General features: G+C 68.0%; 20 protein-coding genes. 8 read left to right on the forward strand and 12 right to left on the reverse strand.

All coding sequences use genetic code 11. The annotated features are described in order from the left end of the window. Positions 1-686: 686 nt before the first annotated feature. From hflX to dusB, 9 genes are all read right to left on the reverse strand, one after another. Positions 687-1,970 (reverse strand): GTPase HflX, encoded by a 1,284-nt coding sequence (hflX, locus tag FGX59_RS02465; RefSeq protein ID WP_138464924.1) that lies wholly within the window; start codon positions 1,968-1,970, stop codon positions 687-689. Further along, positions 1,970-2,203, reverse strand: coding sequence for an RNA chaperone Hfq (gene hfq / locus FGX59_RS02470; protein ID WP_108263468.1), 234 nt, complete (start codon positions 2,201-2,203; stop codon positions 1,970-1,972). Before hfq ends, hflX begins: the two co-directional genes overlap by 1 nt. Positions 2,204-2,361: 158 nt before the next feature. Next, positions 2,362-3,876, reverse strand: a complete 1,515-nt coding sequence (locus FGX59_RS02475) for a TrkH family potassium uptake protein (RefSeq protein WP_171060489.1) — start codon at positions 3,874-3,876, stop codon at positions 2,362-2,364. A 7-nt stretch (positions 3,877-3,883) separates the two neighbouring features. Next, the gene (trkA, locus tag FGX59_RS02480) at positions 3,884-5,260 is read right to left on the reverse strand and encodes a Trk system potassium transporter TrkA (RefSeq protein WP_138464926.1); all 1,377 of its coding nucleotides are present in this window, start codon (positions 5,258-5,260) and stop codon (positions 3,884-3,886) included. 54 nt (positions 5,261-5,314) lie between these two features. Further along, positions 5,315-6,730, reverse strand: coding sequence for a sigma-54 dependent transcriptional regulator (locus tag FGX59_RS02485; RefSeq protein WP_138464927.1), 1,416 nt, complete (start codon positions 6,728-6,730; stop codon positions 5,315-5,317). A gap of 16 nt (positions 6,731-6,746) precedes the next feature. Continuing rightward, a complete protein-coding gene (locus FGX59_RS02490; RefSeq protein WP_138464928.1) occupies positions 6,747-8,993 on the reverse strand; it encodes a PAS domain-containing sensor histidine kinase in 2,247 nt (748 codons plus the stop codon). 70 nt (positions 8,994-9,063) lie between these two features. After that, the gene (locus FGX59_RS02495) at positions 9,064-10,428 is read right to left on the reverse strand and encodes a response regulator (protein WP_138464929.1); all 1,365 of its coding nucleotides are present in this window, start codon (positions 10,426-10,428) and stop codon (positions 9,064-9,066) included. Further along, positions 10,428-11,504, reverse strand: coding sequence for a nitrogen regulation protein NR(II) (locus tag FGX59_RS02500; RefSeq protein WP_138464930.1), 1,077 nt, complete (start codon positions 11,502-11,504; stop codon positions 10,428-10,430). Before FGX59_RS02500 ends, FGX59_RS02495 begins: the two co-directional genes overlap by 1 nt. Further along, positions 11,501-12,430 (reverse strand): tRNA dihydrouridine synthase DusB, encoded by a 930-nt coding sequence (dusB, locus tag FGX59_RS02505; protein ID WP_138465050.1) that lies wholly within the window; start codon positions 12,428-12,430, stop codon positions 11,501-11,503. The genes FGX59_RS02500 and dusB overlap by 4 nt, the downstream gene beginning before the upstream one ends. A gap of 237 nt (positions 12,431-12,667) precedes the next feature. On the opposite strand from dusB, the gene FGX59_RS02510 reads away from it, so the two are divergent. From FGX59_RS02510 to FGX59_RS02520, 3 genes are read left to right on the forward strand one after another with little or no spacing between them, the layout of a single operon-like run. Further along, complete coding sequence (locus FGX59_RS02510) at positions 12,668-13,822, forward strand: bifunctional 2-C-methyl-D-erythritol 4-phosphate cytidylyltransferase/2-C-methyl-D-erythritol 2,4-cyclodiphosphate synthase (protein ID WP_138464931.1); 1,155 nt, start codon at positions 12,668-12,670, stop codon at positions 13,820-13,822. Continuing rightward, entirely contained in the window at positions 13,819-14,319 is a 501-nt protein-coding gene (locus FGX59_RS02515) for a phosphatidylglycerophosphatase A (protein ID WP_138464932.1), read from the forward strand. Before FGX59_RS02510 ends, FGX59_RS02515 begins: the two co-directional genes overlap by 4 nt. After that, complete coding sequence (locus FGX59_RS02520; protein ID WP_138464933.1) at positions 14,316-14,789, forward strand: CinA family protein; 474 nt, start codon at positions 14,316-14,318, stop codon at positions 14,787-14,789. The genes FGX59_RS02515 and FGX59_RS02520 overlap by 4 nt, the downstream gene beginning before the upstream one ends. A gap of 57 nt (positions 14,790-14,846) precedes the next feature. Here the strand turns inward: FGX59_RS02520 and FGX59_RS02525 are convergent, their stop codons facing one another. Next, complete coding sequence (locus FGX59_RS02525; protein WP_138464934.1) at positions 14,847-15,302, reverse strand: type II toxin-antitoxin system RatA family toxin; 456 nt, start codon at positions 15,300-15,302, stop codon at positions 14,847-14,849. A gap of 68 nt (positions 15,303-15,370) precedes the next feature. Between FGX59_RS02525 and hpt the strand changes: the two genes are divergently transcribed. The 3 genes from hpt to FGX59_RS02540 all read left to right on the forward strand — a co-directional run bounded on the left by hpt (position 15,371) and on the right by FGX59_RS02540 (position 17,534). Further along, on the forward strand, positions 15,371-15,910 hold the full coding sequence (hpt, locus tag FGX59_RS02530; protein ID WP_138464935.1) for a hypoxanthine phosphoribosyltransferase: 540 nt from the start codon (positions 15,371-15,373) through the stop codon (positions 15,908-15,910). A 100-nt stretch (positions 15,911-16,010) separates the two neighbouring features. Continuing rightward, positions 16,011-16,901: a cytochrome c gene (locus FGX59_RS02535; protein ID WP_138464936.1), complete on the forward strand. Its 891-nt coding sequence runs from the start codon at positions 16,011-16,013 to the stop codon at positions 16,899-16,901. A gap of 156 nt (positions 16,902-17,057) precedes the next feature. After that, a complete protein-coding gene (locus FGX59_RS02540) occupies positions 17,058-17,534 on the forward strand; it encodes a bacterioferritin (protein ID WP_138464937.1) in 477 nt (158 codons plus the stop codon). A gap of 69 nt (positions 17,535-17,603) precedes the next feature. On the opposite strand, the gene lipA is transcribed toward FGX59_RS02540, so the two are convergent. Further along, on the reverse strand, positions 17,604-18,560 hold the full coding sequence (gene lipA, locus FGX59_RS02545; RefSeq protein WP_138464938.1) for a lipoyl synthase: 957 nt from the start codon (positions 18,558-18,560) through the stop codon (positions 17,604-17,606). A gap of 308 nt (positions 18,561-18,868) precedes the next feature. Between lipA and FGX59_RS02550 the strand changes: the two genes are divergently transcribed. Further along, positions 18,869-19,414, forward strand: a complete 546-nt coding sequence (locus FGX59_RS02550; protein WP_138464939.1) for a peroxiredoxin — start codon at positions 18,869-18,871, stop codon at positions 19,412-19,414. 92 nt (positions 19,415-19,506) lie between these two features. On the opposite strand, the gene FGX59_RS02555 is transcribed toward FGX59_RS02550, so the two are convergent. Then, positions 19,507-20,628, reverse strand: coding sequence for a DUF6456 domain-containing protein (locus FGX59_RS02555; RefSeq protein WP_138464940.1), 1,122 nt, complete (start codon positions 20,626-20,628; stop codon positions 19,507-19,509). Between the two features lie 252 nt (positions 20,629-20,880). Between FGX59_RS02555 and FGX59_RS02560 the strand changes: the two genes are divergently transcribed. After that, entirely contained in the window at positions 20,881-21,207 is a 327-nt protein-coding gene (locus FGX59_RS02560; RefSeq protein WP_138464941.1) for a DUF6477 family protein, read from the forward strand. Positions 21,208-21,444 lie beyond the last annotated feature (237 nt).

Raw genomic sequence — 21,444 nt, forward strand, 5'->3', positions numbered from 1 at the left:
TGGGGCGGATGGCTGCATTCAGGGCCCTTGGCGAGGGACGTCCGTCAGAGGCTCGCCGAAAGCGCGACGCCGGGCCGGCGGGCGCCGGGACCGGGCGGGCACTCTGTCCGGGGCGGCTCTGTCCAAGCCCCCCGATGGACCCTCCAGGCGCTTCGCGCCGGCCGTCTGTGCCGAGGCTCACGGCGCGTCCAGAGGCGATGGGCAGCATCGCCTGGGTCTTGACGAAAGTCCAGATGGCGACCGCCAATCCGGTCAGAAGACCGTACGCTCCCATCCGGGCGTTCAGGACGGCACGCTCTGATGGAGGTCGTCGCACGGGAGAGCAGACTCGGCTTTCCGAGAGGCCGGTCGAGATCATCCGCAGGCATGCAAGCGCTCCGAGAACGCATGCATCCCTGCGACGTGGACAGGGCGACATGCACGGAAAATGCCGAATGGTCGATCCGGGCGGCGCGGATTGGGCCTAGCCGCGTGCGGCGCCGCAGCGCGCCGGCACGGGCGGGAAGGACATGCCTTGACGCGCGGAGGGCGTGGCTGGCCTCCTGCCCGCGGGCCGACCGGGGCCGCCCCGTCGAAGCGGGGCGCCGGGGTCAGGAGAGCGGCAGCCGGGGCCGCCCCGCCGGAGCGGGGCGCCGGGGTCAGGAGAGCGGCGGCCGGGGCCGCCCTGCCGGAGCGGGGCGGCGGGGTCAGGAGAGCTGGCGGTAGCGCTGTTCCTGGCGGTCCGTCCAGTAGACGGTCAGGTCGAAGCCGTCCTCGGTCTGAGTCTCGCTGCGCACCACGTTCTCGTCGAAGAGCCAGGCGCGGCGGCGGCCCTCGCCGAAGCCCAGATGCAGCTCGGTCTCGTGGCGCCGGTCCTGGAACTGCTCGGCCACCGCCTCGAGCAGCGTGCCGATCCCCTCGCCCGACAGCGCGGAAATCGCGAAGATGCCCTCGCTGCGCGCCGCGCGGTTGGCGAGCTCCTCGCGCTCCGCCTCCGGCAGCTGGTCGATCTTGTTCCAGACCTCGAATTGCGGCACGTCCGACTCGACGCCGAGGCTGCCGAGGATCTCGGCGACATTCTCGGCCTGCAGCTCGGTCTCGGGATGCGAGATGTCGCGCACATGCAGGATCAGGTCGGCCGCCAGCACCTCTTCCAGCGTGGCGCGGAAGGCCGCGACCAGCTGGGTCGGCAGGTCGGAGATGAAGCCCACCGTGTCCGACAGGATCACCTTCGGCCCGTCGCCGATCTGCAGCTCGCGCATCGTCGGGTCGAGCGTCGCGAAGAGCATGTCCTTGGCCAGCACCTCGGCCCCGGTCACCCGGTTGAAGAGCGTGGACTTGCCCGCGTTGGTATAGCCCACCAGCGCGACGATCGGATACGGCACCTTGGCCCGCGCCGCGCGGTGCAGCGTGCGGGTCTTCACCACCTTCTCCAGCTGGCGCTTGATGCGGACGATCTGCTCGTCGATGGCGCGGCGGTCGGCCTCGATCTGGGTCTCGCCGGGGCCGCCGACGAAGCCGAGCCCGCCCCGCTGGCGTTCCAGGTGGGTCCAGGCGCGGACCAGCCGGGTGCGCTGGTAGCTGAGCGCAGCCATCTCCACCTGCAGCACGCCCTCCCTTGTGCGCGCGCGGTCGGCGAAGATCTCGAGGATCAGCCCCGTCCGGTCGAGGAGCTTGACCTTCCAGGCCTTTTCCAGGTTGCGCTGCTGCACCGGCGTCACCGGCCCGTCGACCAGGACCAGGTCGATCTCGGCGGCCTTCAGCATCTCGCCGAGCTCGTCCATCTTGCCGGAGCCGAAGAGATACCCCGCGCGGGGCTTGGCGAGCGGCACCACCGCCTCGCCGGCAATGTCGATCCCGGGCAGTGCCGCAGCAAGCGACACGGCCTCTTCCAGCGCACGCGCGGCATCGCGCCGGTCACGCTCGGATTTCAGGTCGGGATGGAGGACGAAGGCCCGGGTCGGCCTTTCCTCGGTCTCAGGGGTGTCGATCAGTCGTCCCCGTCATAGAGGTTGATCGGAGAGCTCGGCATGATCGTCGAGATCGCGTGCTTGTAGACCAGCTGCGACTGCCCGTCACGGCGCAGGAGAACGCAGAAATTGTCGAACCACGTGATGACGCCCTGGAGCTTGACTCCGTTGATCAGGAATATGGTGACCGGAACCTTGGTCTTGCGGACGTGATTGAGGAACGCGTCTTGGAGGTTTTGCTTGTCTGACGGCATTTTTCTTTTTTCTTCCGTTTTAGGCGGACCGGATACTCACAGGCCGGAGTATGTCGCGACCTCCGGGCGAGTACCAGACCCCCCAAAGGGGGGATCGGCGAAATTCTCCGGATATGCGGCAATATTGCAATCCACCGGAAGATGCACGTTGCGCAGGATCATTTCCGCCAGAAATTCGGGTTGAAAAGCGCGATGATGGCCAGGGTTTCCAGCCGCCCCAGCGCCATGGCCGCGGCCAGAACGACCTTGGTCGCCTCGGGCAGCGCGCCGGTCTCGATCGGCGGCATGATCGCAACGTCGGTAAGCTGTCCGGTATTCGAGATCGCCGCCAGCGTCAGCACGGTCGCGCTTTCGAAGGACTGGCCGATCAGGCACAGCACCATGGTCACGAAGGTGATCGAAAGCGCGGTGAGCATGAAGAAGAGCCAGGCCATGAAGGCCGCCTGGCTGCCGATCAGCCGCTGCCGCGAGCCGACGCCGCCCACCGAGGAGGGATGGACCAGCCGGGTGAATTCCTGCTGGCCGTGCTTGTAGAGCACGTAGATCCGCAGGAGCTTCACGCCCCCCGCCGAGGTCGCCACCCCGCCGCCGATCAGCGCCAGCCCCATCAGCACCATGCCGGGCGTCGAGAGGCCGGACCACAGCCGGGCGATCTCCCATTCCTCGGACACGAAGCCGGTCGTCGTCAGGAAGGAGGCGGAGGTGAAGACCGCGCCCCAGACCGCGCGGGGAATCAGCCCGATGCCGAAGGTCTCGGCAGTTTCGACCAGCACGTACCAGTGGCGGATGAAGAGCACGGCCGTCACCAGCGCCACCGCCCCGGCCGCCACCTGGATCTCGGGCTCCTGCCAGAGCCAGCGGCGCCCCATCGCGGGCAGGTCGCGCGAGAAGCTGCGGCGGCTGACGGCGAAGATCAGGAAGGCGAAGATCACCATCTCGGCGGGAAGGCCGCCCTCGCCGCCCGTCAGCCCGCCCACCGGCGAGATGCCGGAGGTCGAGAGCACCGCCATCGCATGGCAGAGCCCGATGAAGGGCGTCTCGCCCACCACCATCAGCAGGATCCACAGCGCGAAGGTCAGCCCGGCATAGACCCAGACCAGCGTGGCGAAGGCGCGGTAGACCCGGCGCGGCGGGCTGATCGCCTTCTGGCCCATCCACTGCACCTGGCGGCGGATCTCGCGGTTGCGGGGCAGGATCAGCTCGAAGCCGCCGATCCTCAGCGGCGCCAGGATGGCGATGGCCGCGACCCAGATCAGGAGCCCGCCCAGCCAGGCGACCTCGGCCCGCCACAGGTGGATCGGCCGGCTCCAGGTCAGCGGCGCGGGCTCCATCGTCATGCCGGTCGTGGTCGCGGCCGAGACCATTTCCAGGTAGCCGTCGAGCCAGGAGAGCCCCTCCACCGCCTCGACCAGCGGCCAGGCGAGGATCAGCGGCAGCAGCGTGAAGGCGCCCAGAAGCGCCAGCAGCTGTCCGCGCGCGGGCTTGGTGGCCGGCATGTTGTTCATCGCCAGCCCGACCATCACCGTGACGCTGAAGACCAGCACCGCGCCGTAGAGGAAGGGCCGCCCGGTCGCGAAATCCCCGTCGGTCGCCGCCAGCAGCGCCACCGGCAGCATGGCGAGCGCGGAGATGCAGGTGAACCACAGGAAGAGCGGCACCCGCTCCCAGTTCACGCCCATGTCAGAAGAAGTCGATGGAGACCTGCAGCAGGCGCTCCACCTCCGGGATGTCCGCGGTCAGCGCGAAGAGCGAGATCACGTCGCCCTCTTCGAGCCGGGTGTCGCCCTTCGGGATGACGACCTTCTTGCCCTTCAGCACGGCGCCGACCAGCACGCCCTCGGGGAAGGGAATCTCGCGGATCACGTTGCCCGCGATCGGCGAGGTGGACAGCACCTGCGCCTCGATGATCTCGGCCTCGGCATCGCCGATCGAGTAGACGCCGCTGACCCGGCCGTGGCGGACATGGCGCAGGATCGAGGAGACCGTGGTCGAGCGCGGGTTGATATAGGCATCGATATTGAGCGGTCCCATCAGCGGCAGCAGCGAGGGGTCGTTGATCAGGCTGATCGCCATCGGGCAGCCCTTGGCCTTGGCGCGCACCGCCGCCAACAGGTTGACCTTGTCGTCGTCGGTGACGGTCAGGATCGCGTCGGCGCGGTCGATCCCGGCCTCCTCCAGCAGATCCGCGTCAAGCCCGTCGCCATTGAGCACGATGGTCCGCTCCAGCGCATCGGCGGCGCGCTCGGCGATGGCACGGCTGTGCTCGATCATGCGGACGCGGACGCGGCGGGCCTGCTTCTCCAGCTGCCGTGCCACGGCGAGCCCGACATTGCCGCCGCCGACGATGATCACGCGCTCCTGCTTGGGGTTGGTCTTGCCGAAGATCTCCATCGTCCGCTCGGCATCGTCGACATGGGCGAAGACGTAGATCTCGTCGCCCGCGAACAGCATGTCGCCGGGATCGGGCGCGAAGAGCGTGCTCTCGCGGCGCACCCCCACCACGACCGCGCGCAGCGTCGAGAAAAGGTCGGTGAGCTGGCGCAGCGGCGTGTCGAGCACCGGGCAGTCCTCGCCGAGCGCGATGCCCAGCAGCTGCGCGCGCCCGCCGAGGAATTGCTCCGTGTCGAAGGCCATCGGCACCGCCAGGCGCGACAGCGCGGCCTCGGCCACCTCGCGCTCGGGGCTGATCACCACGTCGATCGGCAGGTGGTCGCGGCGGTAGAGCTCCGAGTAGATTGCGTCGAGATAGCTCTGCGCGCGCAGCCGGGCGATCTTGCGCGGCACGGCGAAGACCGAATGGGCCACCTGGCAGGTGACCATGTTGACCTCGTCCGAATGCGTCGCGGCGATGATCATGTCGGCATCGCGCGCCCCGGCCCGGGCCAGCACGTCCGGATAGGAGGCGAAGCCCGCGATCCCCTGGACATCGAGGTTGTCGGTCGCACGGCGCACCAGTTCGGGATTGTTGTCCACGACGGTGACGTCGTTGCGCTCGACCGACAGGTGCCGCGCGATCTGCCAGCCGACCTGGCCCGCGCCGCAGATGATGACTTTCATGCCGCGTCCTTCATGAAGCTCCGGCCCCGTCCTGACACGGAGCGGGGACCGGGGTCAATTCTCGCCGCTATCGGCAAACGCGGCGATGCGCGCGCCCGACTTGGCCGAGGTGACCACGCCGAGCGATTTCAGCTTCCTGTGCAGCGCCGAGCGCTCCATCCCGACGAAATTCGCGGTGCGGGAGATGTTGCCGCCGAAGCGGTTGATCTGGGTCAGCAGGTATTCGCGCTCGAAGAGCTCGCGCGCGTCGCGCAGCGGCAGATGGGCGATGGCGTTCGACAGGATCAGCCGCTCCTCCTCGCCTGCCCCGCCCTGGGTGCCGTCGGGACCGGGCAGCTCGCCCGGCTCGATCGGGCCCTTCTCGGTGCCGAGGATCAGGATCCGCTCGATCATGTTCCGGAGCTGGCGGACATTGCCCGGCCAGCTCATCGTCTGGACCAGCGCCGCGGCGTCGTCGCTGAGCTCGCGCGCGGGCAGCCCCTCGGTCTGGTGGAAGAGCCCGGCGAAATGGCGGGCGAGCTCGGGGATGTCGCTGCGCCGTTCCTCCAGCGCGGGGACATGGACCGGCACGACATTCAGCCGGTGGTAGAGCTCCTCGCGGAAGCGCCCGGCCGCGATCTCGCGCTGCAGGTCGCGCGCGGTCGCCGAGATGATGCGCACATCGACATTGATCTGCGCCGAGCCGCCCACCCGCTGGAAGCGCTGGTCGACCAGAACGCGCAGCAGCTTGCCCTGGGTCTCGTGCGACAGATCCGCGACCTCGTCGAGATAGAGCGTGCCCTCGTCCGCCTGCTCCAGCAGCCCCGGCTCGACCTGCTGGCCCGCGGATTCCCGCCCGAAGAGCGCCGCCTCCAGCCGGTCGGCCTCGATCGAGGCGCAGTTCATGGTGACGAAGCTGGCGCCCGCGCGCGGGCTGTTGCGGTGGATGTAGCGCGCGGCGGTCTCCTTGCCCGAGCCCGGCGCGCCCATCAGCATCACCCGCCCGTTCGACCGCGTCACCTTGTCGAGCTGGCTGCGAAAGGAGCGGAAGACCGAGGAGGATCCGACCAGCTCGGTCGGGGTCGCCTCAGCGCGGCGCAGCTCGGAATTCTCGCGCCGCAGCCGCGAGGTCTCCATCGCGCGGCGGATCACCACCAGCAGCTGGTCGATATTGAAGGGCTTCTCGATGAAGTCATAGGCGCCCTGCTTGATGGCCGCGACCGCGATCTCGATATTGCCATGGCCCGAGATGATGACCACGGGCACTTCCGGCGTCTCGCGCTTGACCTTGGTCAGGATGTCGATCCCGTCCATGTCGCTGTCCTTCAGCCAGATGTCGAGGATCATCAGCGCCGGCAGCTGCTCGGCCAGCGCGGCCACGCAGCTATCCGAGCTGCCGACCCGCCTTGTGGCGAAGCCCTCGTCCTCCAGGATGTCTCCGATCAGTTCCCGGATATCCCGTTCGTCGTCTACAATCAGAATGTCGCTCATGCCTCGATCCTTCTTGTCATTCAGCCGCGGCATCGGGCATGCGTTCGGACCACAGCGGCAGGCGCATCACCACGCGCGCCCCCCGGTGCCCGTCGGGCCCGAAGGGCTCCGCATCCTCCAGCCGAAGCTCGCCGTCATGTTCTTCGACGATCTTCTTCACGATGGCGAGGCCAAGCCCCGTCCCTTTTTCCCGCGTGGTCACATAGGGCTCGAAGAGCCGCGAGCGGTCCTCGGGGAATCCCGGTCCATTATCCTCGATCGCCACCTCGGCCATGCCGCCCGGCGCGCCCGGCAGCAGCGAGACCCGCACCTCGCGGCGGAACTCCTCGCCGGTTTCCGCACGGGTTTCGGTCGCCTCGATGGCGTTCTTGATCAGGTTGGTCAGCCCCTGCGAGATCAGCGTCTTGTCGATATCGCCCCAGACCGGCCCCTCGGGCAGGTCGGCGCTGAGCCGCACGCCGGGACTGCCGGCCTTCTGCAGCATCACCGACTCGCGGACCAGCCCGGCCAGATCCTGCCGCGTGGCATTCGGCTCGGGCATGCGGGCGAATTTCGAGAACTCGTCGACGATCCGGCGCAGATCCTCTGTCTGGCGCACGATCACGTCGGTCAGCGCGCCCAACTTCTCGGGCTCGGCCACCTCGCGCGAGAATTTCCGCTTCACCCGCTCGGCCGAGAGCTGGATCGGGGTCAGCGGGTTCTTGATCTCGTGCGCGATGCGGCGGGCGACGTCGCCCCAGGCGGCGGTGCGCTGCGCGGTGACCAGCTCGGTCACGTCGTCGAAGGCGACCACGAAGCCCTCGGACTTGCCCGCGCCGCTGCGCCGCTCGCCCATCCGCACCAGCACGCTTTCCATCGCGCCATGGCGGCGCAGCTTCAGCTCCTGCTGGACATGCTCCCGGCGGCCGTTGCGCAGGGTCTCGAGCAGCTCGGCGAATTCCGGCACCAGCTCGCCCAGCTCCTGGCCCGCGGGCACGAAGCCCTCGAGGTCCAGCATCGCCCGGCCAGAGCGGTTGACGAATTCCACCCGCCCCTCTGCGTCGAGGCCGATCACCCCGGCCGTCACCGAGCCCAGCACGGAATCGAACAGCCGCCGCTGCGCCTCGGATTCGGCGGCGCCCTGCACCAGGCTCTCGCGCTGCGCCTTGAGCTGGCCGGTCATCTGGTTGAAGATCCGCCCCAGCATGGCGATCTCGTCATCGCCCTTCTCCTCGCGCACCTTCACGTTCAGGTCGCCATGGCCGACGCGCTGCGCGGCCGAGGTCAGGCGGCCCACCGGCCGCGCCAGGCGCTCGGCGAACCACAGGCCCAGCCAGATCGAGGCGAGGATCAGCACCAGCGCGAAGCCGAGATAGATCAGGCCGAATTCGAACAGCAGCCGCCCCCGCTCGGATTCGAGCTGGTTGTAGAGCCGCACGGTCGCCTGGGTGTCGTCGAGCAGGGTCAGGATCTTGCCGTCCACGATCCGCGAGACATAGAGATAGCGGTCGACGAAGGCGTCGAGCCGGATCAGCGCGCGGTACTCGTTCTGCTCCAGATCCTCGATGATGACCGTCTCGCCGTTGCGGGCGCGCGCCAGGTCGTCCTCGGAGGGCGGTTCGTAGTTGAACAGGTAGGAACGGTCGCCGCGGGCGCGGATCTCGCCGCCGCCATCGATGACATAGGCCTCTTTCAGCCCGCGCTGGATCGCGCTCTGGGCCTGGCCCAGCACCTGGCGGACATCGCCGTCGGACATCAGCACGGTCTGCTGGCGCTGGCGGTTGAGGAAATCGGCCACGGCCCTGGCATCGGTGGCCAGCCCGTCGCGGTGCTCCTGCTCGTAGGCCTCGGCCGCGGCGAGCGAGCTGCCCACCACTTGCCGCACCCGGTCGGAGAACCAGCCTTCGAGCCCGACATTCAGCGTCAGGCCGGCGAAGACGGCAACCAGCACGGTCGGCCCCAGCGCCACCAGCGCGAAGACCCCGGTCAGCCGCAGGTGCAGCCGCGATCCGGCGGATTTCGCCCGCCGCGCCGCCACCATCTGGGCGATGCGGCGCAGCACCAGCGTCGCGACGAAGAGCACGTAGACCAGATCGGCCAGCAGCACGAGCCGCAGCGACATGGAATTCGCGCTCTGGTCCAGCGGCCCCAGCACCAGGTAGGTGGCCACCGTCATCACCGGACCCAGGAGCACCAGCCCCAGGGTCGCGGCATTCGACATGCGTCTCCGCTCTAGCCGGAGGATCAGTTCGCGCCAGAAAGGCTGACGCAGTTTGGCTCGCATTCAGTTCACCCGACACCCACCTCGGGCGCGATTCCGTCTATTGCGGCTTTCGCGCCACGCTGTGGCAGGTTTACATCAACTTGCGCCGGCGTGTCACCCGAATATCGAGATCGGTGATCTTTTTACGCAAGGTATTGCGGTTGATCCCGAGAAGATCGGCACATTTGGCCTGGTTGCCGCCCGTCGCATCCAGCGCGATCTCGATCAGCGGCAGCTCCACCTCGCGCAGGATCCGCTGGTAGAGCCCCGGCGGCGGCAGCACGCCGCCATGCAGGTCGAAATAGCGCCGCAGGTGCTTCGCGACCGAGGAGGACAGCTTCTCGCCGTCGCCGCGGCCCGAGAGCGGCTCCATCGCCGGCTGGTTGCCGAGGATCTGGTCGACCTCGGCGCGGGTGATGTCCTCTTCGCCCGCGGTGATGACCAGGCGGCGGATGGTGTTCTCCAGCTGCCGCACGTTGCCGGGCCAGCTATAGGCGCGGATCATCTCCATTGCGTCGGGCGTGAAGCGGCGGACCGGGCCGCCGTCGCGCTCGGAGCGGGTCAGGAAATGCTCGGCCAGAAGCGGAATGTCGTCGACCCGCTCGCGCAGGCTGGGCACCGCGATGGTGACGCCGCCGAGCCGGTAGAACAGGTCCTGGCGGAACCGCCCTTCGTCCATCTTCGAGGCCAGGTCCCCCTGGGACGAGGCCAGCACCCGGGGCGCCGGATCGCCGAACCCGTCGAGCATGCGGACGATGCGGGCCTGCGCCTCGTCATCGAAATCGCCCACCTCGTCGAACAGGATCGAACCGCCGCGGGCGCGCGCGATGATCTGCGCCGGACCGTCCATCGAGGCCAGATCCGAGGCCGAGACCACCACGAAGGGCATGGTGCGGCGGTCGGAGAAATCGTGGATCGCCCGCGCGATCAGCGACTTGCCGGTGCCGGATTCGCCGGTGATCAGAACCGGCAGCTCGGAATTCATCACCCGCGCGACCAGGCGGTAGAGCGCCTGCATGCCCGGGGTGCGGCCGACCAGCGGCAGATCGCCCGTGGCCTGCTCGCTTTCCTTCCTGGGCTGCGGCGCGCGGCGCTTGACCTCCAGCGCCTTGCCCGCGCGCTTCATCAGATCCGGCAGGTCGAAGGGCTTGGGCAGGTAGTCGAAGGCATCCGCCTCGGCTGCCTGGATCGCCGTCATGATCGTGTTCTGCGCCGAGATCACGATCACCGGCAGGCCGGGCCGGTACTCGGCAATCTTCGGCAGCGCGTCCAGCCCGTTTCCGTCGGGCATCATCACGTCCGAAATCACCAGGTCGCCCTTGCCCTCCTCGACCCAGCGCAGAAGCGTCATCAGCGATGAGGTGGCATGGACCTTGCAGCCCGCGCGGGTCAGCGCCTGGGTCAGCACCGTCCGGATCGTCCGGTCGTCATCTGCAACAAGAACGGTCCCGTCCATCAGTCAATCTCCGTGTTCTTGGGCGCAACGGGAAGCGAGATGCGGAAGACCGTGCGTCCCGGCACGCTCTCCACCCCGATCCACCCGCCATGTTCCGAGACGATCTTCGACACCAGTGCCAGCCCCAGTCCAGTTCCGTTTTCACGGCCCGAGACGAAGGGATCGAAGATCGAATCCGCGATCTCGGGCTTCAGCCCGGGACCGTCATCGATGATTTCCACCTGCAGCGGCAATGCGGCACCGGATCCATCGGTGCGCCGCAGCCGCAGGCTGAGCTCGTAGAAAGTGCGGATGCGGATCGTCCCCTCGCCGTCCGACGCCTCGGCGGCGTTCTTCAGGAGGTTGAGGAAGACCTGCAGCATCTGGTCGCCATCGACATAGGTCGCCGGCAGCGAGGGGTCGTATTCCTCGATGATCCGCATATGCGCGGCAAAGCCCACCACGGCCGAGCGGCGCGCCCGGTCCAGCAGGTCATGCACATTGACCGGCTTCAGCTCGGGCGGACGCAGGTTGCCGAACTGCTCGACCTGCTCCAGGAGCTTCGCGATGCGCCGCGTCTCGGCGACGATCAGGTCGGTCATCTCCTGGTCCTCGCCCGAGAGGTTCATGCTCAGGAGCTGCGCCGCGCCGGTGATCCCCGCCAGCGGGTTCTTGATCTCGTGGGCCAGCATCTCGGCCATGCCGATTGCCGACTTGGCGGCGGATTTCACCGCATGGGCGCTTTCCATCCGGTCGGCGATCTGGCGCGGCTCCAGCAGCACCAGCACCATGTCCGGCGTGTCGATCAGCGGGCCGATCTGGATGTTGCACTGCACCGGAGGCCGGTTGCCGCCGCCGACATCGACATTGTTGATGAACAGCCCCGACTGGTCGCGGCGGACGCGGGCGAAGCTGTCCTCCAGCGGCGCGTCGATCATCAGCTTGTCCCAGATCGGGAAGCCGATCAGCGCCTTGTCGGACATGTTGAGGAACGCCTCCGCCGTCGGCGTGATATCGGCGATCGTGTCGTCGGCGTTGAGAAGGAAAGCGGGAATGGGCAGCGAGGCCCAGAGCTGTTCGGTCCAGTCCGCGGTCATGCCGCAAGAGCCTCCGTTTCAAGAAGGGCCCGCGGCAGGAGGCGATGAACCTCGCCCGCCTCGCGGGAAGTCAGCACGGCGCGGCGGGTCGCGGGATCGGTCCCGGCCGCGTCCATGTACCAGCCCAGGTGCTTGCGCGCGACGCGCAGGCCAAGCTCGGGGCCGTAGAAGTCCAGCATGGCGCGGTGGTGATCTGCAACCATCTCCGCCAGCGCCTCGTTTTCGGGGATCTCGGGCATTGGCGCGCCGGTCAGCTCATGGGCGATTGCAGACAGCAACCACGGCCGGCCATAGGCGCCGCGGCCGATCATGACCCCCGCCGCGCCCGACAGGCGCAGCGCGTCGCGCGCGCTTTCGGCATCGGTGATGTCGCCATTGGCGATGACCGGCACCGAGACCGCCTCGACCACCTCGCGGATCGCCGCCCAGTCGGCGCGGCCCTTGTAGAACTGGCAGCGGGTGCGGCCATGGATCACGATCCGCTGCACCCCCGCCCCTTCGGCGCGGCGCGCCAGCTCCGCGGCGTTGAGCGTCGCGTCGTCCCAGCCGAGCCGCGTCTTCAGCGTGACCGGCACCTCGACCGCCCCGGCGACGGCCTCGATCAGCCGCAGCGCCAGGTCGAGGTCGCGCATCAGCGCCGAGCCCGAGAGCCCGCCCACGACCTTCTTGGCGGGGCAGCCCATGTTGATGTCGATGATCTGCGCGCCCTGCCCGGCGACGAAGCGGGCGGCCTCGGCCATCCAGTGCGGATCGCGCCCGGCCAGCTGCACCGCGGTACGGGTCTGGTCCAGCCCCAGCTCGGCGCGCTCGCGCACCCCCGGCTTCGCCTGGACGATCTCCTGGCTGGCCACCATCTCGCTCGTCACCAGATCCGCGCCGAATCCTGCAACGAGCTGCCGGAAGGGAAGATCGGTGATCCCCGCCATCGGGGCCAGTGAAACAGTTGGCGGAACCTGTCCCGCCAGAGGTTTAGTCAAGTGCCTAATCCTTGCGCAGCTCTGCTTCGGAACTAAACGTGGGACAAATCCTGTGCAATCGCTGCCCGTGAAGAACTACGCATAAAATGCCATTTGCACAATTATTATGCACTTCTCCGCGGTAAACTGCATGGATTGTCAGCACCTCTCGCCCGGTCTATGCAGCCTCCTGCGAAGGAGGCCCCGATGTCCGTCACAGCCCTGATCGTCGCCGCCGGCCGCGGCACCCGCGCAGGCGGAGATATTCCAAAACAATATCAGACCCTTGCCGGAGAGCCCCTGCTTGCCCACACGCTGCGGGCGCTGGCTTCGCATCCAAAGGTCGGCGCGGTGGTGCTGGTGGTGCATCCCGAAGACCGTGCCTCCGAACTGGGCAGGGTCGACTTGCCTGCAGGCACGATCCTGGTCGATGGCGGCGAGACGCGCGATGCCTCCGTCCGGGCCGGGCTGGCGGCGCTGCCTGCGGACTGCACCGAGGTGCTGATCCACGACGCGGCACGGCCGCTCCTGTCGCGCGAACTCGTCGAGCGCGTGCTGGTTGCACTTCGCAACCACCCCGGCGCCGCCCCGGCCGTTCCGGTCACCGACGCGCTCTGGCGCGGCGAGGGCGGCCTGGTCGCGGGCACGCAGGACCGTGCCGGTCTCTGGCGCGCGCAGACCCCGCAGGGCTTCCGCGCGGAGGCGATCCGCGCCGCCCATGCCGCCTGGAGCGGCAGCCCCGCGGCGGACGATGTCGAGGTCGCCCGGGCCCACGGGCTTGACGTGGCCATCGTCCAGGGGGATGAGGACAATCTGAAGATCACGCATCCGCAGGACTTCGCCCGCGCGGCTGCGATCCTGGCAAGGAAAGGGGCGCGGCCCATGGATATCCGCACCGGCAACGGCTTCGACGTGCATGCGTTCGAGCCTGGCGACCATGTCGTTCTTTGCGGCGTGAAGGTCCCGCACAGCGCGGCGCTGAAGGGTCATTCAGACGCCGATGTCGGCATGCATGCCATCACCGACGCGATCTACGGCGCGCTGGCCGAGGGCGATATCGGCCGCCATTTCCCGCCCTCCGATCCGCAATGGAAAGGCGCGGCGAGCGAGATCTTCCTGCGCCATGCGGTGGAGCTGGCCGCGGCGCGCGGCTTCGCCATCGCCAATATCGACTGCACGCTGATCTGCGAACGCCCGAAGGTCGGCCCGCATGCCGCGGCGATGATGGAGGCACTCTCGGGGATCACCGGGATCGAGCCGGGGCGGATCAGCGTCAAGGCCACCACCTCGGAGCGGCTGGGCTTCACCGGACGCGAGGAAGGCATCGCCGCCATCGCCACCTGCACGGTGGTTGCAGAATGAGACCGTCCCGCCTGATCGCGACCTTCGGCGGCGTCGGCCTCCTGCGCCCCGCCCCCGGCACCTGGGGCTCCGCCATCGCCATTCCGCTGGGCTACGTGCTGCACGGGCTGGGCGGTTTCACTTTGCTATCGCTGGCCACTATCGCCGTCTTCGCGGTCGGTATCTGGGCCTGCCAAGCCGAGCGCGCGGCGACTGGCAGGAAGGACGCCTCCGAGATCGTCATCGACGAAGTGGCCGGGCAATGGGTGGCGATGTGGCCGCTCTCGCTCGGGCTCTCGCATGCCGGGGTCGACCCCTGGCTCTTCCCCTGGCCGGGCTGGGTCGGCGCCTTCGTCCTGTTCCGCCTCTTCGACATCTGGAAGCCGGGGCCGGTCGGCTGGGCGGACCGCAAGGACGCGGCCGCCTGGGTGATGGTCGATGACGTGATCGCCGGGCTGATGGCGGCTGTCACGGTGGCCTTCGCCGCCTTCATCGCCCATGGGGTGATCGGGGTATGAGCGCGGCCCGCCTCCTGGAGCTGGCCCGCGCCAAGGGCGTGATGATCGCCACGGCCGAAAGCTGCACTGCCGGGCTGATCTCCGGCGCGATCACCGAGGTTGCGGGCAGCTCCGCCATCTTCGACCGCGGCTTCGTCACCTACACCAATTCCGCCAAGGCCGAGATGCTGGCCGTCCATCCGCGCACGATCCAGGCGGTCGGCGCGGTCTCGGAGGAGGTGGCGCGGGAAATGGCCGAGGGCGCGCTGAACCGCTCTGCCGCCCATCTGGCCGTCGCCGTCACCGGGATCGCCGGACCGGGCGGGTCCGAACACAAGCCCGAGGGCCGGGTCTGCTTCGGCCTGGCGCAGACCGGCCGGAAGACCCTCACCGAAACCGTGGAGTTCGGCGCCATCGGCCGCGCCGAAGTGCGGGCGGCCACGGTGGCGCATGCGCTCGCCCTGCTGGTCGCGCGGCTGTCCGAGGACTGACCGGGCAGCGGTTGCATCCCGCAACCGCCCCGGTTGCGATCTGCAACCGCCCTGCGCTCAGCCGCGGGAGCCGTAGATCTTGGCGGCGCGCTCCTCGAAGGCGCGCACGATCCGCTGCATCGCCTCGTTGAAGACCACGCCGATCACCCCCTGCAGCATGCGGTTGCGGAATTCGAAATCGGTCGAGAACTCCACCGTGCAGCCGCCGCCCTCGCGGTCGGCGAATTCCCAGCTCGACTGCATGTAGCGGAAGGGGCCGTCGATATACTCCGTGTCGATCCGCTTCTTCTCCGGCCAGAGCGTCACCCGCGAGCCGAATTTCTCGCGGAAGACCTTGAAGGAGATCACCAGATCGGCCTCCATCACCTCGTGATCCCCCTTGTCCTCGCGCGACCGGATCCGCGCCGCGGCGCACCAGGGCAGGAATTTCGGATAGGAGGCCACATCCGCGACAAGCGCATACATGTCGTCGGCGGAATAGGGCAGCTGGCGGGTCTCTTGGTGCTTGGGCATCGGTCTCGTGGCACTTTCTGCGTTAGCCCGTTATCCTAGCGATCACACGGAAAGTTCAAGGGGGCGTCATGCCGGAAAGACCCTATGTGATCGACCAGATGATCTCGGCCAAGGCCATCGCGGCACGGATCGAGGCGCTGGCGCGGGAGATCGAGACCACCTATGCCGGGGTCGACAAGATCGTCGTCGTCGGGCTCCTGCGCGGCAGCTTCATCTTCATTGCCGACCTCGTGCGAGAGCTCGACATGGGGATCGAGGTCGATTTCATCGAAGCCTCCTCCTATGGCGATTCCACGGAATCGAGCCGCGAAGTGCGCATCCTGAAGGACCTGCGCAGCGGCATCGAGGGCCGCGACGTGCTGGTGGTGGAGGACGTGGTCGATACCGGCTTCACGCTGCACCATGTCACCAACATGCTGAAATCGCGCAATCCGAAGTCGCTGGCCACGATCGCGCTTCTCGACAAGCCGAGCCGCCGCGAGGTGGATTTCAAGGCGCGCTGGATCGGCTTCGAGATCCCCGACGAATTCGTCGTCGGCTACGGCATCGACTTCGCCCAGCGGAACCGCAACCTGCCCTATATCGGCAAGGTGCGCTTCCTCGACTGAGCCCCGCGCGAATTGGCGCGGCCACGGATTTGTCATTGGCCCGGGGCGGGCTCCCGCCCCATCCTTCGATCACGGCGGATCACGTTTCGGAGGACGGAAAATGGCATTTCTCAGGGGGCTTGCAGCACTCGCGCTGGCCGCGCTGATCGGGGTCGGGATGTTCCTGTGGCTCACCGCGCCCGCCAAGCTGCCGCGCGAGACGCGCCAGGCGCTGTCGGCCGCCGCGCCCGACACCGCCCGGGGCGAGCGCATCTTCCTCGCCGCGGGCTGCGCCTCCTGCCATGCCGCGCCGGAGGCCGAGGGCGATGCCAAGCTGGTGCTGGCGGGGGGCATGCGCTTCCCGTCGGATTTCGGCACCTTCATCGCCCCGAACATCTCGCCCTCGGCGCAGGGGATCGGCGGCTGGACCACGGATGACCTGGCGCTGGCGCTGACCCGCGGGGTCTCGCCCGAGGGGCGCCACTACTACCCGGCCTTCCCCTATACCTCCTATATCCGCATGGAGCCCGCCGACATCGCCGACCTGAAGGCCTTCCTCGACACGCTCCCCGCCTCGGAGATCCCGAGCCAGCCGCACGAGGTCGGCTTCCCCTTCAACATCCGCCGCTCGCTCGGCATCTGGAAGCGGATGTTCCTGCGCGACGGCTGGGTGGTGGCGGATGCGCCTGCAGAGGGCCGCTATCTCGTCGAGGCGCTCGGCCATTGCGGCGAATGCCACACGCCGCGCAACGCGCTCGGCGCGACGGATCGCAGCCGCTGGCTTGCCGGCGCGCCCAATCCCGGCGGCGAGGGCCGCATCCCCGGCATCACCCCGGCGCAGCTCGACTGGTCGGAGGACGATATCGCCTACTACCTCGAATCGGGCTTCACGCCGGATTTCGATTCGGTGGGCGGGCACATGGCCTTCATCGTCGAGAATTACGGCCAGCTTCCGGCGGAGGACCGCGCGGCGGTCGCGGCCTATCTCAAGACGGTGCCCGCGGCGGACTAAGTGCAGGCCCTGCACGAACTGCCGCGAGGGCAAAGCATGCATTTGCGGCAAATCAATGCAGGCGGTGGCCATTCCTGCCTAGATGCGCGCAACGGCAGGCCGGGAACCCGGCCGCATCGCCGACGTTTCCCCAAGACGCGAAAGGAGCATTGCAGCATGTCCAATACCCAGACGATCGAGAACCTCCAGAAGGCGCTCCGCATGGAGATGACCGCCGCGCACCAGTACCAGCTCCACGCCCATGTGCTGGAGGACTGGGGCCTCGACAAGCTGGCGGCGAAAATGCGCGAGGAGATGGCCGAGGAACTGGGCCATTCCGACACGTTCATCGAGCGGATCCTGTTCCTCGGCGGCACGCCGGAGCTGGGCTTCGACAAGGCGCCGGTGAAGGCCGGGACGCTGGAGGCCATGTTCCAGATGGACCTCGACGACGAGGCCGAGGCGATCGAATTCTACACCCGCGCCTCCGAGCAGGCCGGCGAGGTCAGCGATATCGGCACGCGCAAGCTGTTCGAGGATATCGCGCTGGACGAGGAAGGCCACAAGAGCTGGCTGGAGCTGCAGATCAGCCTGATCGGCCGCATCGGCGAGCAGAACTACGCCTCGAAATACGTTACGGCCAACGCGGAATAGCCGCCTGCCCGAATGCAAAGGCCCCTGCGGATCGCTCCGCAGGGGCCTTTTTCACGACGTGGTCCGGGCTCAGGCGGGCAGCTTGCCCAGCTTCTTCATCCGGTTGTCGCGCAGCCGGGCGAAATCGTCGCCGGCATGGTAGCTGGAACGGGTCAGCGGCGTGGCCGAGACCATCAGGAAGCCCTTGCCATAGGCGGTCTTCTCGTAGCTGGCGAATTCCTCCGGCGTGACGAAGCGGTCGACGGCATGGTGCTTCGGCGTCGGCTGCAGGTACTGGCCGATGGTCAGGAAATCGACATCCGCGGCGCGCATGTCATCCATGATCTGGTGCACCGCCTGCCTGTCCTCGCCGAGCCCGACCATGATGCCGGACTTGGTGAACATGCCCGGGTCCAGCTCCTTCACCCGCTGCAGCAGGCGCAGCGAATGGAAGTAGCGCGCGCCGGGGCGGACTTCGGGATAAAGGCCGGGGACGGTTTCGAGATTGTGGTTGAAGACGTCGGGGCGCGCCTCGACGATGATTTCCAGCGCCTCGGGACCGCATTTGAGGAAGTCGGGCGTCAGGATCTCGATCGTGGTCTCGGGCGAGCGGTGGCGGATCGCGCGGATCGTCTGGGCGAAATGCTCTGCCCCGCCATCCTTCAGGTCGTCGCGGTCGACCGAGGTGACGACGACATGGTTCAGCCCGAGCTTCTGGACCGCATCGGCGACGCGGCCCGGCTCGAACACGTCCAGCGTGTCGGGGCGGCCGGTGGCGACGTTGCAGAAGGTGCAGCCGCGGGTGCAGATGTCGCCCATGATCATCATGGTGGCGTGGCCGTGGCTCCAGCATTCGCCGGCATTCGGGCAGGCTGCCTCCTGGCAGACGGTGACGAGCTTGTGCTCGTCCATGATCGCCTTGGTCTTGCGGTAGCCCTCGGAGCCCGGCGCCCTGACGCGGATCCAGTCCGGTTTCTTCGGCTGCGCATTGTCCTTGCGATGCGCCTTCTCGGGGTGCCGTTCGCCCGGGATCTTCAGGTCGCGCATGGGGGTCCTCCAGATTTCTCGCCCGTATACACCCTTAACCGGGGATGGGCAAAGAGGACATGACGGGCGGTGCATTGCCGCCATGAGCGAATCGCCGTGGCACAAAGCATGCCATCTGCAGCGGGATCCGGCGGCAGCGCCTGAAGATTGAGCAAAATACTCGGGATAACTCCGGAAAGCTGGCACATCCGGTCGCGCCCCGCCGGGGATGGCTTGCCTCTTGGTTTGGAAGCGTTCTAAAACGCCCATGCTGCGACGCGGCGCATGCGCGTGGCCACAGAATTCACGCCTACGATGAGGATATCCCGATGAAAGCCGGACTGAGCCTTCCCAATGTCACCTTCAAGACCCGCGTCCGCGACGAATCCGTGGGCGGCCCGAACCCGTTCCGCTGGGAAGACGTGACGACCGCCGACTATTTCGCAGGCAAGCGCGTCATCCTGTTCTCGCTGCCGGGCGCCTTCACCCCGACCTGCTCGACCTACCAGCTGCCGGGCTTCGAAGACAACTTCGAGAAGTTCAAGGAGCTGGGCATCGACGAGATCTACTGCATGTCGGTGAATGACAGCTTCGTCATGAACAAGTGGAAAGAAGCCCAGGGCATCAACCACGTGAAAGTCATCCCGGACGGCTCGGGCGAGTTCACCCGCCGCATGGGCATGCTGGTGCAGAAGGACAACCTGGGCTTCGGCGCGCGCTCCTGGCGCTACGCTGCCGTCGTCAAGGACGGCGTCGTCGAAGCCTGGTTCGAAGAGCCCGGCCTGTGCGACAACTTCGGCGAGGACCCCTATGGCGAGTCCTCCCCCGAGACCCTGCTGGCCTATCTGGAAAAGGCCAAGTCCGAAGCCGCGTAAGCGCACCGGATCAGGGGCGGTTGCATGCTGCAACCGCAAAATGAAGGGGCCGGCGGGCCCCTTTTTCATTGCAGCTCTGTGCGGTGCGGCGCTCAGCCGATCATCGGGCCGAACTTGCCATGGGTCTCTTCGTAGTGGCGCTTCAGCCGCTGCAGCGCGATCCGAAGGACGACCTTGCCCGAGCGCGCCGACCAGCCCATCCGCTTCTCGCAGCTCTCCATTCCCTCCAGGTAGCAGCAGCAGCGCAGCACCACGTCGCCCAGCCCCGGCCCCAGATCCTGGAGCGCCGCCTGCACCCGGTCGCGCGCCGCCTGGGGGCCGAAGCCCGCCCCCTCGCCCGATCCGGGCGGCGGCCGGTCGCCGGCGGTCAGGAAGCTCTCCCAGCTCTGCGTCACCCGCGGCCCCATCTGCGCCAGCTCGAAATCCTCGCGCAGCCGCTCGCCCGCGGCCACCAGGTCATTGGCCAGGAAAGGCTGGCCGTCCTTGTCGCGCCGCCGCGCCAGCACCGAAAGCGGCGACTCCGCGAGGTTGTACTTGACCCGCTGGCTGCGCCCGCCCGGCTCGGAGAAGTCGCGCTCCTCGATCTCGCGGTGCTGCGCGGCGAAGGGCGACATCGCCTCGGCAAAGCCGTCCTGCTCCTCCTCGGCCAGCAGGCGGCGCAGCGCGGCGCGGCCGGCCTGGGTGATCGCATAGCGCGAGATCCGCCCCGAGGTCTGGCAGGAGATCCAGTCCTTCAGCGCCATCGCCTCGGCCACGGCCCGGTCGACCACCGCGCTGCGGGTCGAGGCGCCGCCCGGCAGGTCGCGCACCACGACCGCGCGCTCCATGTCCTTGGCCACGGCCAGCACCGCGCCGCTCTCGGCCAGGCGTCGCAGCACGCGCAGATATTCCGCTTCGTGCCGGGCATCCTCGGCAAGCTCTTCCTTGATCCTGGTCATAGCCGTCATGATTGCGGGTTCCTCTCTTGCCTTGGTTGCAGCGATCCGCGCGAAATGTTGCTGGCCGATCCGCTCCAGCGCCTCGTCGATCAGCGGATCGTCGCGGCGGCTCTCGAACCGGCGGACCTGCCGGGAAATGGTGGATGCGTGGCAGCCGGCCTGGCGCGCGATCCGTCGGATGGACTGGCCCAGCTCGGTATGGACGAGGTAGTGGACGACCGCGTCGGGAAGCCCGGTGCCCGGCTGATTTCCGGCGGTGTTGGGCAGCGCGGCCATCCGCATGTTCTCCTTCTGCACCGCGGCGCCGGAAAATTAACTTCCGGGCGCCAAGTTTAATACATTTTCAACCTTCAGTTGTGTCCGTTTCAGTTGTGTCCGTTAGAAGACGGTTAAAATTGAAGATGCCCTTAGGTATTGTTTCTAAAGCCTAAACTTTTTTCGCTATCACCGTTCGCCCGTCCACCGGGCGCGCAACACCCGGACAAGCTGGCCGAGATTTTGTGGACAACCTTGTGGAAGGATCCCGAAATGAACGACGTGCTGTCCCTGCTGGAAACCCTGCACCGGCCGCGGCTGCTGATGGAGGCGGCCCGCCACGGCGCCCGCCTCTACCGCCGCGAGACCCAGCTGCGCCGCATCCTGGGCGAGCCCGCCCTGCCCGGCCCGCGCCAGGCGGCGATGCGGCTGATCTGCCTCGAGCAGGATCATGAAGCGGCCCGCCGGTCCGGCCAGGCGGGCTATTCCCCGCTGCGCCATCTCGATGTGCTGATCGCGCTGATCTCCGAGGCCCGCGCCATCCTGGCCGAAAGCCAGGACGGCATCGCCGCCGCCCCGGCACGGCTGGCGGCCCTCTAGGCGGAGCCTCGCCAACAGCCTCATTTCAGGCAGGTTTTCCGCAGTCCCGGGCCCGTCCCGATGATCCTCCGCCCCGCGGTGCCGCCCGTCTCCGGCACCGCGCCGCAGCGGCCCCGGCGCGCCGCTGCCCGACGCCCGGCCCCGCGCTGTCAGCGGCGCCCGGGCATGGCCTTCCCCCCGCCGCGCCGCGCCCGCCGCGGCTGCGGCCCGCCTGTCCCGCCGCAGCTGATTCGCCGC

The organism is Poseidonocella sp. HB161398 (assembly GCF_005870025.1).
Taxonomy (GTDB): Bacteria; Pseudomonadota; Alphaproteobacteria; order Rhodobacterales; family Rhodobacteraceae; genus Mangrovicoccus.